15 protein-coding genes are annotated in these 15,922 nt (G+C 66.5%); 7 read left to right on the top strand and 8 right to left on the bottom strand.

Translation table 11 applies throughout. From position 1 onward, the window contains the following. A partial coding sequence (locus tag ACI2JO_RS15725; protein ID WP_404721560.1) for an exopolysaccharide biosynthesis polyprenyl glycosylphosphotransferase occupies positions 1-1,360 on the bottom strand: 1,360 nt, incomplete at its 3' end. Between the two features lie 41 nt (positions 1,361-1,401). Continuing rightward, positions 1,402-2,844 (bottom strand): tetratricopeptide repeat protein, encoded by a 1,443-nt coding sequence (locus tag ACI2JO_RS15730; RefSeq protein WP_404721561.1) that lies wholly within the window; start codon positions 2,842-2,844, stop codon positions 1,402-1,404. 183 nt (positions 2,845-3,027) lie between these two features. Between ACI2JO_RS15730 and ACI2JO_RS15735 the strand changes: the two genes are divergently transcribed. From ACI2JO_RS15735 to ACI2JO_RS15750, 4 genes are read left to right on the top strand one after another with little or no spacing between them, the layout of a single operon-like run. Further along, complete coding sequence (locus ACI2JO_RS15735) at positions 3,028-3,642, top strand: polysaccharide biosynthesis/export family protein (RefSeq protein ID WP_404721562.1); 615 nt, start codon at positions 3,028-3,030, stop codon at positions 3,640-3,642. Continuing rightward, on the top strand, positions 3,642-4,868 hold the full coding sequence (locus tag ACI2JO_RS15740) for a hypothetical protein (RefSeq protein ID WP_404721563.1): 1,227 nt from the start codon (positions 3,642-3,644) through the stop codon (positions 4,866-4,868). Before ACI2JO_RS15735 ends, ACI2JO_RS15740 begins: the two co-directional genes overlap by 1 nt. Then, positions 4,865-6,340 carry a GumC family protein gene (locus ACI2JO_RS15745; RefSeq protein WP_404721564.1) on the top strand — a complete coding sequence of 492 codons (1,476 nt, stop codon included), beginning with the start codon at positions 4,865-4,867 and terminating at the stop codon, positions 6,338-6,340. The genes ACI2JO_RS15740 and ACI2JO_RS15745 overlap by 4 nt, the downstream gene beginning before the upstream one ends. Next, complete coding sequence (locus ACI2JO_RS15750) at positions 6,340-7,140, top strand: CpsD/CapB family tyrosine-protein kinase (protein ID WP_404721565.1); 801 nt, start codon at positions 6,340-6,342, stop codon at positions 7,138-7,140. The genes ACI2JO_RS15745 and ACI2JO_RS15750 overlap by 1 nt, the downstream gene beginning before the upstream one ends. A gap of 36 nt (positions 7,141-7,176) precedes the next feature. On the opposite strand, the gene ACI2JO_RS15755 is transcribed toward ACI2JO_RS15750, so the two are convergent. Together ACI2JO_RS15755 and ACI2JO_RS15760 are read right to left on the bottom strand one after the other, a co-directional pair. Next, positions 7,177-8,259, bottom strand: a complete 1,083-nt coding sequence (locus ACI2JO_RS15755) for a DUF5694 domain-containing protein (protein ID WP_404721566.1) — start codon at positions 8,257-8,259, stop codon at positions 7,177-7,179. Positions 8,260-8,361: 102 nt separating this feature from the next. Next, positions 8,362-9,213: a SurA N-terminal domain-containing protein gene (locus ACI2JO_RS15760; protein WP_404721567.1), complete on the bottom strand. Its 852-nt coding sequence runs from the start codon at positions 9,211-9,213 to the stop codon at positions 8,362-8,364. Positions 9,214-9,306: 93 nt separating this feature from the next. Here ACI2JO_RS15760 and ACI2JO_RS15765 point away from each other — a divergent pair, with 93 nt between their 5' ends. Next, positions 9,307-9,555, top strand: coding sequence for an XrtV sorting system accessory protein (locus ACI2JO_RS15765; RefSeq protein WP_404721568.1), 249 nt, complete (start codon positions 9,307-9,309; stop codon positions 9,553-9,555). A 19-nt stretch (positions 9,556-9,574) separates the two neighbouring features. Here the strand turns inward: ACI2JO_RS15765 and epsI are convergent, their stop codons facing one another. Beyond that, the gene (gene epsI, locus ACI2JO_RS15770) at positions 9,575-10,276 is read right to left on the bottom strand and encodes an exosortase-associated protein EpsI, V-type (protein WP_404721569.1); all 702 of its coding nucleotides are present in this window, start codon (positions 10,274-10,276) and stop codon (positions 9,575-9,577) included. Continuing rightward, entirely contained in the window at positions 10,263-11,189 is a 927-nt protein-coding gene (gene xrtV, locus ACI2JO_RS15775) for an exosortase V (protein ID WP_404721570.1), read from the bottom strand. Before xrtV ends, epsI begins: the two co-directional genes overlap by 14 nt. A 187-nt stretch (positions 11,190-11,376) precedes the next feature. On the opposite strand from xrtV, the gene ACI2JO_RS15780 reads away from it, so the two are divergent. Beyond that, positions 11,377-12,621, top strand: a complete 1,245-nt coding sequence (locus ACI2JO_RS15780; protein WP_404721571.1) for a glycosyltransferase family 2 protein — start codon at positions 11,377-11,379, stop codon at positions 12,619-12,621. Here the strand turns inward: ACI2JO_RS15780 and ACI2JO_RS15785 are convergent. Continuing rightward, positions 12,618-13,592 carry an acyltransferase family protein gene (locus tag ACI2JO_RS15785; protein WP_404721572.1) on the bottom strand — a complete coding sequence of 325 codons (975 nt, stop codon included), beginning with the start codon at positions 13,590-13,592 and terminating at the stop codon, positions 12,618-12,620. The genes ACI2JO_RS15780 and ACI2JO_RS15785 overlap by 4 nt on opposite strands. A gap of 123 nt (positions 13,593-13,715) precedes the next feature. Here ACI2JO_RS15785 and ACI2JO_RS15790 point away from each other — a divergent pair, with 123 nt between their 5' ends. Then, positions 13,716-14,672, top strand: coding sequence for a UDP-glucuronic acid decarboxylase family protein (locus ACI2JO_RS15790; protein WP_404721573.1), 957 nt, complete (start codon positions 13,716-13,718; stop codon positions 14,670-14,672). A gap of 24 nt (positions 14,673-14,696) precedes the next feature. Here ACI2JO_RS15790 and ACI2JO_RS15795 read toward each other — a convergent pair whose 3' ends face one another. Beyond that, the gene (locus ACI2JO_RS15795) at positions 14,697-15,800 is read right to left on the bottom strand and encodes a glycosyltransferase family 4 protein (RefSeq protein WP_404721574.1); all 1,104 of its coding nucleotides are present in this window, start codon (positions 15,798-15,800) and stop codon (positions 14,697-14,699) included. Positions 15,801-15,922: the final 122 nt, after the last annotated feature.

A 15,922-nucleotide genomic window follows, 5' to 3' on the forward strand; every position in this document is an offset into this window, starting at 1 on the left:
CGATGTAGTAGCGATCGAGCTCGACGCGTCGCTTCGCGCGGTCGATCGTCTGGATCTCGCCGCGCAGCCCGCGCACCTGCGCCAGACCGGTAATAACCGGCTTGACCCGGTGCCGCGCCCCGTAACCGCGCACCGCATCGAAATAATAATGGTCGCCGACCTTCATGTGCGTGGCATGCGGACGCGGCCCGACGATCGACATCTCACCGCGCAGCACGTTCCAGAGCTGCGGCAGTTCGTCGATGCTCAGCTTGCGGATCAGCCGCCCGACCGGCGTGACGCGCGGATCGCCCTTCGTGGTGCGCGCCGCACCGCTCACATCCTGACGATCGGTGTACATCGAGCGGAATTTCCAGACCAGGATCTCGCGGTTGTTGAACCCGAAACGCGGCTGTTTGAAGATAACCGGGCCGCGGCTGGTCAGCTTGATCGCCGCCGCGGTGAGCAGCAACAGCGGCGAGAGGAACAGCAGCGCCAGCGCCGCGACGACGAGATCCTCGAGATCTTTCACGATCGTGTTGCCGTCGCGCATCTGGCGTTGCCACAGCGTCAGCACCGGGATCTGCCCGACGAAATTGACGCGATAGTCGGGCGCGAGCGCGATCGCCTCGCGCGGGATCAGCGACACATCGACCGCCACCTCGCTGAGCTTTTCGATGATCAGTTCGATCCGCTCGCGGGTCATGTCGGACAGGGCGATCAACACCTGATCGACCTCGCCCTCGCGTGCCTTCGCCAGCAACTCGGGAAAGCCGCCGATGAACGGCAGATCGTCTACCGCATCGGGCGCCGTCGCGCGGGTGTAGTCATCCGCCACCCCTACCAGCATCAGCTGAGGCAGCGCCTGCAGGTCCAGCATTCGGCACGTCCGTGCCAACGTCTCCTTGTCGGCGCCATAAAGCACCACACGCTGCCGCAATCGCCCGCTGCTCGCCATCCTGCGCAGCGTCGCGCGCAACACGAAGCGGCTGATGAACAGCAATCCCGTGACCGAGCCGACATAGGCGAGCGTCAGCCCACGCGAAAATTCGTCGACCAGCCCGAATTGCCAGACGATCGCGCTGCTCAGCAAGGCCGACATCAGATAGTCGACCGCCACCGCGGTGTCGCCGGATTGCAGGATCACGAACGACTGGCTGTAGACGCCGCGCGACTGGCGAATCAGGAAAAAGGCGACCCCCGCGATGAAGCCGGCGGCGGTATGCACTCCCGGCACCACCGGCTGCTGAAAGACCAGGGTGTAGAGGATCACAGCGATCGGCGCGCTGGCGATCAGGCATAACAGATCTACCGCGACCACCATCGAGGGGATGACGTTCGACGTGAAGCGCCGACGCTGAACCGATCTCGAACCCGCCACCTGTTGCCGTCCCGACTCCGTTGGGCCGTTTCCGCCCCGCGCTACCATTGCGCCCGCGCTACCCGCTTTTGCTCAACAAATTGCTGCTGAAGATCGGCCAATTCGTCCGACCGTCCGGCTTTGACAAGAAACTTCCGCAATCCGTCGAACAGCAGCGGGTCGCCGCCGCCGATCGCCTGGATACCGGCGCGATAGGTATTCTCCGCCAGCTGCGGCTGCCCTGCCATCGCATAGGCGCGCGCCAGCCGGACGCGATCGTCCGCCGAGCGCGGCTTGCTCGCCACCAGCCGCTGCGCATCGAACACCGCCTGCCGTCCGCGCCCGGTCCGCAGATAGAGGTCGGTTCGCGCGCGGAGCGCAAGAATATTGCCCTCGTCGAACGCCAACACCGCGTCGAGCAGCTTGAGCGCGTCCGCATCGCGGCCTTGCGCTGCCTGCGTTTGCGCCAGCAATGCCAGCGGCGCGGCGTTGGCGGCGGTGACCGGCAGCGAAACCAGCGGCGCGACCAGCGCCTCCGCCTCGCCGGCCTGTCCCGCCAGCATCAGGAAATAGGCGTAGCGCATCTTGTCCGGGGTCGACGCCTGCGCCGCCAGGTGCCGCACCTCCGCCACTGCCGTGTCGCGCGGCTCGTACTGCAGCCACAGGCCCAGGATGTCGATCAGTCGGCCCTCATGCTCGCCACTGCTGGCCAGCGGATAGGTAAGGTCGTGCGCCGCAGCGCGCTCGCCCAGCTTGTAAAGCGTGCGCGCATAATTGACCCGCAGCCCGACATCCTTGGGCCGCATCGCCAGTTCGCGGCTCTGTGCATCCTTCTGTCCGGCGAGATTGCCGAAGCGCCCCGACATATCACCCAGCGCGTCCAGCGCGGACGCATCGCTGGGATGACCCGCAACAAAATCGCGCAACAGCGTCAGCGCGGCGTCAGGCTTCGCCAGCCCCGCAAGCGCGCGCGCCTTGAGAATCGTCGCGTTCGTATCGTCGACGCGCACGCCCAGCACCGCATCAGCATATTTCAGCGCCGCGTCATAATCGCGATTGCGCAACGCGACGAAACCCAATGTCGTCTGTGGCGCGGGGTCGTCGGGGCGCAGCAGCAAGACCTGCTTGGCATAACGCTGCGCATCGTCGGTATGGCCGCCGATCACCGCGAGGTCGGCGAGTGCCTGCAAGACCGCCGGGCGGCTGTGGTCCAGTTCGTTGGCGCGCAGATAGGCGTTGTACGCCCCCGAATAGTCGCCCAGCGCCAGTTCGACACCGCCAAGCTGCTGCCAGTAATCCGGGTTGGCATCGTCGAAGCCGACCGCTTGCTGCATCGCCAGCCGTGCCATAACGGGATCGTTGTTGGCCATCGCGGCCTCGTACACCGCCGCGAACTTGGCCGCGCGCTCCTCCCGCGATCGACAGCCCGACACGAGCATCAGCACGGCTGCGGCGGCGAAAATGACCCGCCGCCTGCCCGCCCGTCCAACCGGGGTCCGCTTCACAATTGCCCCCCGCACCAGAATGCTGCCCGCCCCCAACAATCTCGTACGTACTTCGTAAGGAAAATGCTGTAAGGCACCTGACGATCAGCGCTTTACCCGATAAGGGACGGGCTGGCAAACGAAGGAAAGCGGCCGTGTACGGGCGGCGTCGCGGGCGCCGGTACGTCGGCATGGGGGAACGACATGAAGACCAAGCTTTTTTGCGGCATCGGCCTGTTGCTGCTTCACGCCACGCCGGCGCTGGCGCAACAGCCGGCCGCCGCCTCGGCGCGTGCCGCTGCCGCGCCGGGCGCGCTGGTACCGTATCGCATCAATCCGGGTGACGAACTCGAAATCTTCGTCTGGGGCGAAGAGCGGCTGCAACGCACCGAGCGCGTGCTGCCCGACGGCACCTTCTCCTTCCCGCTGGTCGGCAAGGTCGATGCGCTCAACGCATTGCCGAGCGAAATCGAGGCGCGGATCACCAAGGGGCTGGAGTCGCAGTACCGGACCGCGGTGCCGCAGGTCACGGTATCGGTGAAGACCCCGGCAGGCCTGCAATTCTCGGTACTCGGCAAGGTGCGCAGCCCGGGATCGTTCAACCCCGGCCGGTACGTCAACGTGCTGGAGGCGCTTAGCCTCGCGGGCGGCCCGGGTGAGTTCGCGCAGCTCAGCAACGTCGTCATTCTTCGCAAGACCCCGACCGGCGTGCAGGCGATCCGCGTCCGCCTGAGCGACATTCTCAAAGGGCAGGTCAGCGACGTCAGCAATGAAACGCTGCCGCTCGTACGTGGCGGCGACACGGTCATCGTCCCGTGATGCAAGGTAAAAGCGTAGCGCGCGGTTCTGCCGCGCTGTTGCTCGCGTCTGCCGTCGTCGTCCTCCCGCTCGCTCCCGCGGTCGCGCAGGAGACGCGCGCCTCGGTCGATGTGTCGGCGGGGGTGGCTTACGCGACCAACCCGTTCCTGATCCGTGGCGGCGGCGACGGCTCAGCGTCCACCGAACTGGCGATCACCCCGCAAGTGAGCTTCGTGGACGAGCGTAACACGGCATCACTGGTCGCGCGCTATCGTCGGAGCGACTATCTGACGCGCTACAGCCCGGCGGAAGCTTATGGCTTCAGTGCGCTCGCCCGCCGTGCGATGAGTTCGCGGCTCAACCTGCGGGCCGACCTGTCGTATGACAGCTCGATCATCGGGCAGGGCGGACTGGGCATCGTCGGCGTCGTCGACCCGACGGTTGCGCCGAGCCCGGTGCTCGGGACGCCCGACATCACGCTGATCGGCCTCAACCAGCGGCAAAGCTCGATATCGTCCTCGATCGGCGGCGATTATCGTCTCAGCACGCGTGACACGATCACTGCGCAGGCAAGCATCAATCGCGTCAGTTATGGCGGCGGCAGCAACAATGGTCTGCTCCTGTCCTCGCGAACCACGGGTGCAACGGTCGGCTATAGCCGCAGCCTGTCGGAGCGGCTGAGCGTGGGTGCACAAGGGTCGGGAACGTGGATCGACTATGACAATCCCGGCTATTCGGGTCACACCTATTCGCCGCAGGCGACGGTGAACTATCAACTCAGCCAGAACGTGACGCTGTCGGGCGGAGCGGGGCTGATCTTCGTGTCGTCGACCACGCCGCGCGGCACCGTCAACGCCACCGGCTTCTCGGGCAACTTCAACGGTTGCCGCACCGCCGGCCGGTCGATCCAGTGCCTGCGCGGCTATAGCGACGCGCAGCCGACCGGGCTAGGCGACGTGTCGCGGCGGATGGGGGCGGCGGCCGATTATTCCTACCAGCTGCGCGAGTTCGACGTGGTACGCGCGTCTATCGAATATTCGCGGCTGACCAGCACTTCAAACACAACCCTGCAGGCACCGCGGACCGACTTCCTGAGCGGTCAGGCCAGCTATGAGCGCAGCTTCACGCGCCGCGTCTTCGCGGGTGCGTCGGTGGGCTATCGCCAGGCGAACGGCCGCGGCTTCGGGAGTCCGTCCGACGTGACCTTCCGGCTTTTCCTGCGAACCAGATTGGGCGACATCCGGTGAGTGACAGCGTAGATACCGAAGACCAGGCTGCCAGCGGCGGTGGCTTCATCAATTACATCCCACGCATTTTGTGGGAGCGTAAGTGGTTCATCATCGTACCGTTCGTGTTGCTGTCGATCGCCGGGATCGTAACCGCGTTCGTTATGCCGCGGGTCTATCGGTCGAGCGCGACGCTGCTTGTCGAGTCACAGGAACTGCCCTCCACGCTCGTCACCTCGCCGATCAACACGATCATCGACCAGCGGATCGCCAAGATCCGTGAGCAGGTGCTCAGCCGTGGCGACCTGATCGCGCTGATCGAGCAGAACAACCTTTACGAGAAGGAGCGTCGTTCCAAGCCGCTGTCGTCGATCGTGACGAAGATGCAGGAAGCGACGAAACTCGGCGCGGTGAGCGGCGACATCGGTGGCGGCGCACAGCCGGGCGGCACCAACACGATCGCCTTCACGATGAGCTATGATTATGCCGACCCTGCCAAGGCGCAGGCGGTGATGCAGAGCTTCGTCAGCCGCTTTCTCGAAATTGACGCTACCACCATGGCGGCGCAGGCCAATAACACCGTCGATTTCCTTCAGGATCAGTCGCGAAAGCTGACCGAGCAGATCAACGGGATCGAAGGCCAGATCACCTCGATCAAGGCACGCAACGGCAGCACGCTGGCCAGCGGCGGAGTGGTGATGCCCGCCAACACCGGCAGCTACAGCGCGCAGATCGCGCAATTGCAGAGCGAGAACCGTCAGTTGATGGCGCAGGTTCAGCGCAGCGGCGGCAAGGACCCGATGGTCCAGCAGGCCGAATCGGCACTGGTCGCGGCGCGCGCGGTCTTCGCCGAAAGCCATCCGGACGTCGTGCGCGCCAAGGCGCGACTGCAACAGGCCAAGGAAATCGCCGCGTCGCAAGGCGGCAGCTCGGACATCTCGCTGATCCAGAGCCAGATCCAGGCGAACAACGCACAGGTCGCACAGCTCCAGCAATATCGCGCCTCCGACGAGGCACGCGCCGCGGCCGGCATGGCGGCGCAGTCGCGCGCACCGGTGTTGCAGGAAGAGGTATCGCAGCTAGAGGCGCGCGCGTCGACGCTCCGCGACCAACTCCGCGAGGTGTCGGGCAACGTGCTGCGTGCGCAGAACTCGGCGCGAATGGCCCAGGAGCAGAAGGGTGAGCGCCTGTCGGTGATCGATCCGCCTTCCGCGCCCGACAAGCCGGTTTCGCCGAATCGTCTGATGCTGATCGGCGGCGGTATCGCCGGCGGCTTGGGGCTCGGGATCGTCCTGGCGCTGGCGCTCGAATTCCTGCTGCGCCCGATCCGCGGCGTTGGGCAGATCCAGAGCCTCGGACTGGAACCGCTGGCGCTGGTGCCGACCTTCGCTCCCGATCTGCCACCCGGCGAAAAGTCGCGGGGCCGCTTCTTCCGCTTGCCGACACTGCGGCGGCGGCGTCGCGCTGACGCCGAACCGCAGGGGGCGCTGTGATGACCGAGAACGTGATGACCAAGATCGCCAGCGATTTGCGCCCTGAAACCCCGCTGCCGACGCTGCAGGAGGCACGCCAGTTTGCCTGGACGGCCACCGAGGCGAAACAACGTGGCATCTATGGCTTTGACAGCCGCGACGTGCGCTCGCGTCCGTTCAATCTGCTCCGCTCGCGGCTGCTCAAGCTGCACCGGAACAAGGGCTGGCGGCTGTTCGGGATCGTCTCGGCGACACCGGCGGTAGGCAAGTCGTTCGTCGCAACCAATTTGTCGGCAGCGCTGTCGCGCACGCCCGGCATCGACACGACGCTGGTGGATCTCGACCTGCGCCGCGGTTCGATCGCGACCAATTTCGGGCTGACGGTCGAACGTGGGATGCGCGACTTCCTCGAAGGTACGATCCCCGCGCTCAGCGATGTGGCAGTTCACCCGGAGGGCGAGCGGCTGGTGATCCTGCCGACCGACAATGCCCCGGCGCGGTCGGCCGAATTGCTGTCGTCGCCGCGCATGGATGCGATGGTTGCCGCGATGCGCGCCCGCCCGACGCACAATATCTTCCTGTGCGACCTGCCGCCGGTTTTCGCCAACGACGATGCGACAATCGTAACCACCAAGCTCGACGCGTTCATCCTGATCGTCGAGGAAGGCCGCACCACCCGCAAGCAGATCCAGGACGCCTTGCACGTTCTCGATCAGGCGCCATGCGCGGGGGTCGTTCTCAACCGCTTCGACGGCGGCCTGCTGACCGACAATTACGGATATGGCTATGGGGCGGGCTATAGCGACTATTACAACAAATAGGGCGGATGGCGGGCGCCCGCGTGGCGTCCGCCGGACTCATCGCAGCACCTTCGCGGCATCGACCAGCCGCACGTCGTGCATCTGATTGAGATACGCTTCGTAATAGCCCTTGTGCGAGGCACCGACGATCGCGAGCAAGCGCTTGCCCGGATGGCGTCCCAGCACGTCGCGAATATTGGAGACCATCCGCAGGTTACGCGTCTCCCAATAGCCCAGATACGTGCGACCAAAGCGTTGCGGGGACGGTTCGAGGAAGGTCGCCCCAAAATCGCTGCGATAGGCAAGGTCCTGAGCGCGCGGCGAGTTGTAGGCGCGATAGAGCGCGATCACGCCGCCGGGCTCCGCGACCTTCTGGTCGAGGGGATCGGTAAACGCCTGTCGTTGACGCGTGGCGGCATTGTCCCACACCCGGCCGATCACCGCGCCGAAACCGGGTGCATCGGGGGCATCCGCCGTGTGGTCGTCAACGCCATGAACGCGCTCCAGCCCGAGCCGCACCGCCAGCGCGACCCCCACCCACTCGGTCTCTCCCGGCCGGTCCCAGCGCCGCGCGAGCTCCGCGACCATCGCAGCGTCGAGCCCGTCGCCGACCCGGCGCTCGCGCTCCGGCAGCCGCAGCCATTGCACCAAGGCGGAGGCGGGCTCGCCGGCCGCAAGGAACAACGCCGCCAACCGCCGCCGTTGCCCCGCCGTTGGTGACGCGGGCCATGTCTCGAGCATCTGCTCCGCCGCCAGGGTGGCCGCAGGCACGTCGAGCCGCAGCGCGCGCCCCCATGCCGTCGCGTCGGGACAATAGGCTTCGATGGTCTCGGCATAGCGCGACGGGTAGCGCCGCATGGAATCGCACTGCAGCCCCGACAGATCTTCTGTCGCGATGACCTCGGGACGCCAGGCGGCGAGCCGGTCGAGCAGTGGCGCCAGCGCCTCCCGGCGCAGCGTCTTGAATGAGGAAAGATGGGCGGTGCCAAGCACCAGCACCTGATTGGGCGGCCCCGGCGGCGGCCCCTTGAGCCGATCCGGGTGGAAGCTCGGCGCATAGCTCTGTGCCGCCACGGCGATCGGCAAACTGCCCGCCACCAGCGCGGCCAGTCCGCGCCTAACTCTCGTCCCGATCCGCATGATGTCCCCCGTGTACACGAGGTGTATTATGCAGATGGTACGCCTTGCGACAAGCTGCGATTGAACGGGGCCGGCATCGCTGCCGGCCCCACTGGCGGGAGCTTACTTCTTGACCGCTCCGGCCGCCGGGGTCGCGTTCGCGACCGGTGCATAGCCCGGCTGATATTCGATCTTCGCGGTCGAGCGAAGCTGCTTCACGTCCGCCGCCAGGCCGTTGCGGGTGTTCTGCTGACGCAGCGCCGCCAGCGCCGCCTTGCGCATATCGTCCTGCGACATCTGCACCGGCTCACGCCCGGCGATGATGTTGGCGTAGAGCTTCCCATTCGCGGGCAGCACGAACGGCTCGGTCGCCGGCAGCGAGAAGATGCGCTTCAGCGCTTCGGGCGGGACGGTAGCGGTGTCGAGGCGACCGCTGGTGCGGGTGAAGGGTATCTTCAACCGGGTCAGGGTCGCGGCCACGGCGTCGAGCGAATGTGCGTCGGCCAGCGGCGCCAGTACCTTCGCATCCGACGGGGCATCCATCGCGATCTGCTGGAGCGCGAGAATCTGGCGCTGACCGAACTGATACGGATTCTGCGCGATGAAGGCGTCGACCGCCGCCTGATCGGGCAGCTTCTGGCTGCCGGCCTGACGCTCGGCGTTCATCGCGATCAGCAACTCGTCGGTCAGGCGGCGCTGGCGGCTCAGGAACTCCGGCGACTTGTCGACGCCGTTCTTGCGCGCGGCCTGCGCGAGCAGGCGGCGATCGATCAGCCCTTGCAGCAATTGCTGCCGCGCCAGCTTCTGGTCGGCGCTGGGCGGCACGTTCGCCATCTGCAACTCGCCGTTCAACTCACCGGCCGAGATTTCCTCACCGTTGACCACCGCGACGCTCTGCCCGGTCGGTTTCCGGTCGCAGGCTGCGGTGGTGAGCGCCAGGGCGGTCACGGTCAGCAAGGCACCACGCTTAAACATCTGATTCCCCCTGTGTCACTTCGGTATTGCAGCGTTACTAGCACCCGCCGGACAAATCCTGTAGTGCCTCTTGGCGGTAATTGGGAACCTTGCATGGAAACGGTCTACGATTGGGTCACACTGGCCATTTTTGCCGGCCTCGTCGTGCTGTTCCTGCAGCGTTCGATGGCGGACGATCATCAGGATTCGATGATCGCCTATCTCGCCGGGGCGGCGATGTGCGCGCTGGCCAACTACCTCGGCAACGACGGGCATGACCTCCTGGCCAGCCTGCTGATCGTCGCCAATCTCGCCTTCATCCTGCTGGTGCTCAAGCCGATCGAGCTGCCGCGCCGGTCCTGACGGCACGGGCCGACGCCGATCAGCGCGCGTCGATATCGAGGAAGCGCCGCACGTCGGACGGAACCGAGGCGAACATCGCCTGCACGAACCGGGTCAGCGTCGCCATCCCGGCCTCGCGATCCGGGGTGAGCGCCGACACCCGCACCAGCACCGCGTCGGGCACGTCGCCCTTCAGATTGGCGCGCGCCACCGACCAGCGCTGCCGCGCCCAGGTGAGCGGCATGTCCTCGCCGACACGCGTCCAGTATAGAAGTTGCTCGGTACGGTCGTCGGCGGTCGCGGTGATCGCGGTCGCCTCCAGCCGGCTACCCGGCAGCGCCACCGGCATCACATCGCGCCCCATCAGCGTAAAGCCGCCGGCTGGGTAGCAATATTCGGGCCGGTGCACCTGCAACACGCCGGTCTGTCCACCGCTCTGTGCGATCAGCAGCATCACCGGCAACGCATCGGCGGCGACATAGACGCGCGTCATCAGCTGCGAATAGAGCGCGTCCTTGAGCTGGTCGGCGGGCGGCACGACCAGCCCGCTCTTGGAGTAGAATTCCCACTCACCGATCTTCTGCGGAATCAGCTTGTCGATCTTGCGGTCGCCCAGCAGATCGATGTGGTGGCGTGGGACGCGCGCGACCGCGGTCCCTGCGGTCAGCAGGAACGCACCACCGAGAATGGCCTGGCGTCGGCTGAGCACGGGTTCGTGGTGCACGCGGTCAGTCGTCGTCATGGCCATTCCCCAGGGCACGGCGCAGCGGCGCGGCCAGCCCGTCGATCGCGAAGATCGTCAGCACCGAGATCAGGAACATCACCAACCCGGCGAAATCGTGCGCAAAGCCCTGTGCGGCGGCGTCGCCGAAATAATAGGTGATGAGGATGAGCAGGATGACGCGCACGAAATTGGCGAAGACCGCGATCGGGATGATCGTCAGCATCAGCAGCGCGCTGTACCGCCAGTTGGCGTGGTGCCGGACGTAGATGTAAAACAGGCAGATCGCGGTCAGGCTGATGATCGAGTTCAGCCCCGCACAGGCCGCCGCGACCAACAGATCGTATTGCGCGATCTGGATCGACACGCCCGAGCTGCCGATCGGATAGCCGAGCGCATAGAGCAAATTGACCGCCTGTTCGGAGATCGCAATCTTGATCGGCTGGGTGATGATCGCCACCGCCTGATCGGGCGGCGGGAAGATGAAGCCGAGATAGAAGAGCGGAAACCACAATTCGCGCAGCACCGGCCCGCCGAACAGCAGGTAACCAGCTCCCAGCAACGCACCGTAGAAGGCAAAGCCCTCGACCTCGATGATGCCGGTGATATGCGCGACCAGATAGGCGAGCAGGCACAAGGCGACAAAGGCACCCCCCAGCAACGCGTTGCCCGCCTCGCGCAGCCGCAGCGCGCCTGGCACCTCGCGCCACATCAGCCACAGCCCGGTCGCCAGCACCAGCGGACCATGCCCGCCCTGCTCGGTCGACCAGCTGACGCGTGCGACAGTGAGCATCGTGGGGATGCCAAGCGCGATGATCCCCGCGATCAGCAGCCATGCGGACGGCGGCAGCTTCGGCCATCGCAGCGGCACGGCGCGGCGTCGCGCCGGCTTGCGATCCGCAGCCTCCCAAGTTCCGACGGCTTCGTTGTTCACCTTGTCTGATTCCGACGCGCGGGCACAATCCTGGCTGGCACCGGCGCCCCTTCCGGCCTAATCCTTCTAGACATTCCTACCCCTTGCTGCAACCGACGCGACATCGCGGCCGTGTCGACGCTTCCCGACGCGGGACGCCCGACCATGGCGCTATCTTCCTCAAGGTCCGGTAAACTGTTGCCGTGGCATGGCGGTTGATCGCGCGACCGCCTACACGCGGTCGCTTGAAACGTGGGGCGGGCAAAGGGGTGCGGCAATGGAGGTGATCGCGACGATCGTGGCGGTGGCGCTCGCCGCGCCGCTCGTGGTGCTGACCGCGGCGTTCGCGATCGAGGTGCTTGCCGGACTGCGCACGATGCCGGCGCCCGTGCCGGCCACGGTCACCGACCGTCCGGTGGTCATCGTCATGCCCGCCAATGATGAAGCCGCGGTCATCACGCGCACGCTGACCCTGCTCGCCGCCGAACTGCCCGATGGCTTCCGCGTCCTGGTGGTCGCGGACAATTGCACCGACGATACCGCCGCGCTCGCCGAACAGGCCGGGGCGCAGGTGTTGCGCCGCGACGATCCGTCCCGTCGCGGCAAGGGTTTCGCGCTCGCCCACGCCCGCGATCATCTCGCCGCGCAGGCCGCGCCCTGCGCGGTGGCGATCGTGCTCGATGCCGACTGTACGATCGACCGCGCCTCGCTGCGCGCGCTGGCGGATGCGGCGCATCACGCGCCCGCGCAGGCCAGTTACCTGATGCGTCCCGAACGTGACGCGGCGCCGATGGTGCAGGTGTCGAACTTCGCCTTTGCGATCAAAAACCTTGTCCGTCAGCGCGGCCTCCAGCGGCTGGCCGGGCGCGTCAATCTGACCGGGACCGGCATGGCCTTTCCCTGGCCGGTCTTCCGCGACGCCCCGCTGGCCACTGATGATATCGTCGAGGATCTCGCGCTCGGCCTCGATCTCGCCGCGCGCGGCGCGCCGCCACGCTTCGCCGCCGGAGCGACGGTGTGGAGCGCGGCGAGCAGCGCAGAGGGTACGCTCAAGCAGCGGACGCGCTGGGAGGGTGGCTTCATCGCCACCTCGCGCCGACATGCGCTGCCCTTGATTGCCGCCGGGTTGCGCACGGGCAAGCCCCGCGCGATCTGGGCGGGGCTCAGCCTCGCGGTGCCGCCGCTGACGCTGCTGCTGCTGCTCGATGTCGTCGGGCTGATCGCCCTCGGCGTGCTGGCGCTGCTGGGAGCCGCTGCATGGCCGGCACTGTTGCTCGGCGGATGGCTGCTGCTCGCGCTGGCGGCGCTGATCGCGGCATGGGCGCGAGTCGGGCGGCCATTTCTGTCCGGCGCGGCGGCAGCGCGATTGCCGCTCTACATCCTCTGGAAGATCCCGCTGTACCTCGGCCTCGCCCGCAAGCGCCCGACCGACTGGCTGCGCGCCGGGCGTTAGGCGGCGGCGACCACGCGCCTCCGCTCGAGCCGCTTGCCGAGCGCGATCATCGGATGCTCGAACCGGAAGGTCGACAGATGCGCGGCGGCGAAGGTTGCGGCGAACAGCAGCGGGCGCTTGGCATAGCGCACCAGCGTGTCGCCGCTCCCCAGCCATGTCGCGGACAGCATTCCGTGGAACACGTACACCGCATAGGAGACCTCGGCGATGTAACGCGCCGGACGCGAGGCGAAGAGCGCGCGCATCCAGCGCGGCGCCGCGACGATCGACGTGCCGATCGCTGCCGCGGCGAAATAGGGCCGAAGATAGTTGAGCGCCCCTGTCGTCTCATTGGCCGCCGCCACCGTCAGGACCAGCAGCAGCAAAGGCAGGAACGCCGGCAGTGCCCGCCGCACCGGCGCCGCGACCAGCCGCGCATGGAGCAAGGCCAGCGTCGCTCCCGCGAGGATCTCATCGATGCGCTGCCAGGTATAATTGCTCATCAACGCGCCATCCGCGACCCGGCCGAGCGTCACCGCGACGCACAGCACGGGAAGCACCCGCAGCCCGCGCGCGCCGGCAAGCGCCACGATCAACGCCACCAGCAGGTAGAATTGCACCTCGACGCACAGGCTCCACAGATGCTCCCCGCCGTGCAGCAGCCGCACCGGCGGCAGATTGGCAATGAACAGCAGGTTGGCGAGCATCGTCTGCACATCGGCGCGCGTCGCGATCGTCAGGATCAGCATCGCCAGCCACGCCAGCGGCACGATGCGGAACAACCGTCGGATCAGAAAGGCGCGAACGTCGGGTCGGTGCAGCATGAACTGCGTGATCAGAAATCCGGACAGCGTGAAGAACAGCGCCATGCCGGTCCCCGCCACCGCCGCGTTCATGCTCCACCAATGCGGGCCGAGCGGCAGCAGGTGCCCGGCGAGCACCATCAGGATGCTGAGCGCGCGCCAGCCGTCAAGGATCGGAATCCGCTGCATATCCATGTTCCATAACAGTGTTTGCGCAAGGCGTAACGCCTCCTTAGTAGCCACGAACTAACGCTTTGCATGCGACGCCGCCCGGCGTTCGCAGACGGGCGACAAGCAGGGGATCAGGGCCGAATGGCGCGGAATTATCAGTCACGTAAGCGCATCCTGGTGACCGGCGGCGCCGGCTTTCTCGGTTCGCACCTGATCGATCGCCTGCTGGAGCGCGGCGACGAGGTGGTGTGCGTCGACAATCTGTTCACCGGCGCCAAGCGCAATATCGAGCATCTGCACGGCAACCCGCGCTTCGAGTTCATGCGCCACGATGTGTGCTTCCCGCTCTACGTCGAGGTCGACGAGATCTACAATCTCGCCTGTCCGGCCTCGCCGATCCATTACCAGCACGATCCGGTGCAGACGACCAAGACCAGCGTGATCGGCGCGATCAACATGCTGGGGCTGGCGAAGCGGCTGAAGTGCAAGATCTTCCAGGCGTCGACCAGCGAGGTCTACGGCGATCCGCACGTCCATCCGCAGACCGAGGATTATTGGGGCAACGTCAACCCGATCGGCATCCGTTCATGCTATGACGAGGGCAAGCGCTGCGCCGAGACCCTGTTCTTCGACTATCACCGGCAGATGGGGCTGGAAGTGAAGGTCGCGCGCATCTTCAACACCTACGGCCCGCGGATGCATCCGGCCGACGGTCGCGTCGTCTCCAATTTCATCATGCAGGCGCTGAAGGACGAGCCGATCACGCTGTACGGCGACGGATCGCAGACCCGCAGCTTCTGCTACCGTGACGATCTGGTCGACGGCTTCCTCCGGCTGATGGACACCGCGCCGGACTTTGCCGGACCGGTCAACATCGGCAACCCGAACGAATTCACCATTCGTGAACTCGCCGAATTGGTGATCGAGCTGACCGGCTCGCGCTCGACGCTCGACTATCGTCCGTTGCCGCAGGACGATCCCATGCAGCGCCAGCCCAACATCACCGTCGCGCGCGACAAGCTCGGCTGGGAGCCCCAGGTTCAGCTCCGCGAGGGGCTGGAGCGGACCATCGAGTATTTCCGCGACTTCGTGAACTGATCGCGGGCGGGCATGGCCGAACGGCTATGCCCGCTGCCCGGCTGCGATCACCTCCGCCAGAAACGCGCGATATTGGGCAGCCACGCGCGGCCATGCGAAATTGCCGGCCCGTGCCACGCCGCGTGGTACCAATGTGTCGCGCGACGCGATTGCCTGTTCCAGCGCGCGGGCAACCGCCACCGGGTCCGACGTGTCGAGCAGCACCGCATCGTCACCGACGATCCAGCGCAGCCGCGCCGAATCGTGTCCGACCACCGGGGCGCCGCACCCAAGCGCCTCGATATAGACGTTTCCGAACGATTCTTCCTTCGACAGGTGCAGGAACACGTCCGCCGAGCGGTAGAGCGCGGGCATCTCGGTGGCCGCGACGGTCAGGCGGCGGAAGCGCCCCGGCAGCAGCTCGCCCGCCAGTCTGTCGACCGCCTCGCGCTCCGGCCCGTCGCCCGCGACGACGAGCTGCGCGCCCGGCATGTGGCTGACCGCGCGGACGCCGTCCTCGACCCGCTTTGACGGGATCAGCGCGCTGACCATCAGCACGACCGGCCCCGTCTCGGGCAAGCCAAGCCGGGCGCGCTCCGCCGCACCGGGCGTAAAGCGCGTGGCATCGATCCCGTTTGGGATCAGCGCGCAACGCCACCGGTCGCGGTTGCGCTCGAGATAATCGGGGTTGGTGCACACCAGCCCCTCGCAACCGAAGGTGCGGAACTCCGAATCGCTGGAGATCGCCGGCCAGTCGCCGTTCTGCGTGACGAACACATGCGGGGGGCGGCGTCCGCCGCGCACCGGACGCCGCAGCACCCAGTTGGTGAACGGGAACGAGCAGGTGACGGTCACGTCATGGTCGGCGGGACGATAGGCGCGCAACAGCCCGGGCGCGAAGGTCGCCTCTTCCCAGCCGGTGTCGCTGCGCAAAGCCGGAATGCGCGGCAGCTTTTCCAGTCGCTCGCGACGCACCGATCCGGCGTGGAGGAAGCGGTACGGCGTACCCGCACGCGCCTCACCGGAACCGATCACCGTCACGTCTTCGCCGGCCCGCCCCAGCTCGGCGGCAAGCGACAGCAACGCGATCTCGGCACCGCGCTCAAAGCGATGGAAGCCGGGCAGGGCAAAGAGAATCCGCATCGTCATGTCCTTCTCCTGCACGCACGCACGCTCCGCGGTCCCTCGAATTTAACCGCCGCGATGCTAGAGGCATGGGCGGTGGATCAATCCGGCTTGATTCGCAACGCTCACTGGACGACCGCTGCGGC

This window comes from Sphingomonas sp. NPDC079357, from assembly GCF_044901155.1.
Lineage (GTDB): Bacteria > Pseudomonadota > Alphaproteobacteria > Sphingomonadales > Sphingomonadaceae > Sphingomonas.

Coding starts and splice junctions, on each gene's coding strand:
- ACI2JO_RS15735 (WP_404721562.1), top strand. CDS start 3,028: ATGAAGACCAAGCTTTTTTGCGGCATCGGCCTGTTGCTGCTTCACGCC.
- ACI2JO_RS15740 (WP_404721563.1), top strand. CDS start 3,642: ATGCAAGGTAAAAGCGTAGCGCGCGGTTCTGCCGCGCTGTTGCTCGCG.
- ACI2JO_RS15750 (WP_404721565.1), top strand. CDS start 6,340: ATGACCGAGAACGTGATGACCAAGATCGCCAGCGATTTGCGCCCTGAA.
- ACI2JO_RS15755 (WP_404721566.1), bottom strand. CDS start 8,259: ATGCGGATCGGGACGAGAGTTAGGCGCGGACTGGCCGCGCTGGTGGCG.
- ACI2JO_RS15760 (WP_404721567.1), bottom strand. CDS start 9,213: ATGTTTAAGCGTGGTGCCTTGCTGACCGTGACCGCCCTGGCGCTCACC.
- ACI2JO_RS15765 (WP_404721568.1), top strand. CDS start 9,307: ATGGAAACGGTCTACGATTGGGTCACACTGGCCATTTTTGCCGGCCTC.
- epsI (WP_404721569.1), bottom strand. CDS start 10,276: ATGACGACGACTGACCGCGTGCACCACGAACCCGTGCTCAGCCGACGC.
- ACI2JO_RS15780 (WP_404721571.1), top strand. CDS start 11,377: ATGGCGGTTGATCGCGCGACCGCCTACACGCGGTCGCTTGAAACGTGG.
- ACI2JO_RS15785 (WP_404721572.1), bottom strand. CDS start 13,592: ATGCAGCGGATTCCGATCCTTGACGGCTGGCGCGCGCTCAGCATCCTG.
- ACI2JO_RS15790 (WP_404721573.1), top strand. CDS start 13,716: ATGGCGCGGAATTATCAGTCACGTAAGCGCATCCTGGTGACCGGCGGC.
- ACI2JO_RS15795 (WP_404721574.1), bottom strand. CDS start 15,800: ATGACGATGCGGATTCTCTTTGCCCTGCCCGGCTTCCATCGCTTTGAG.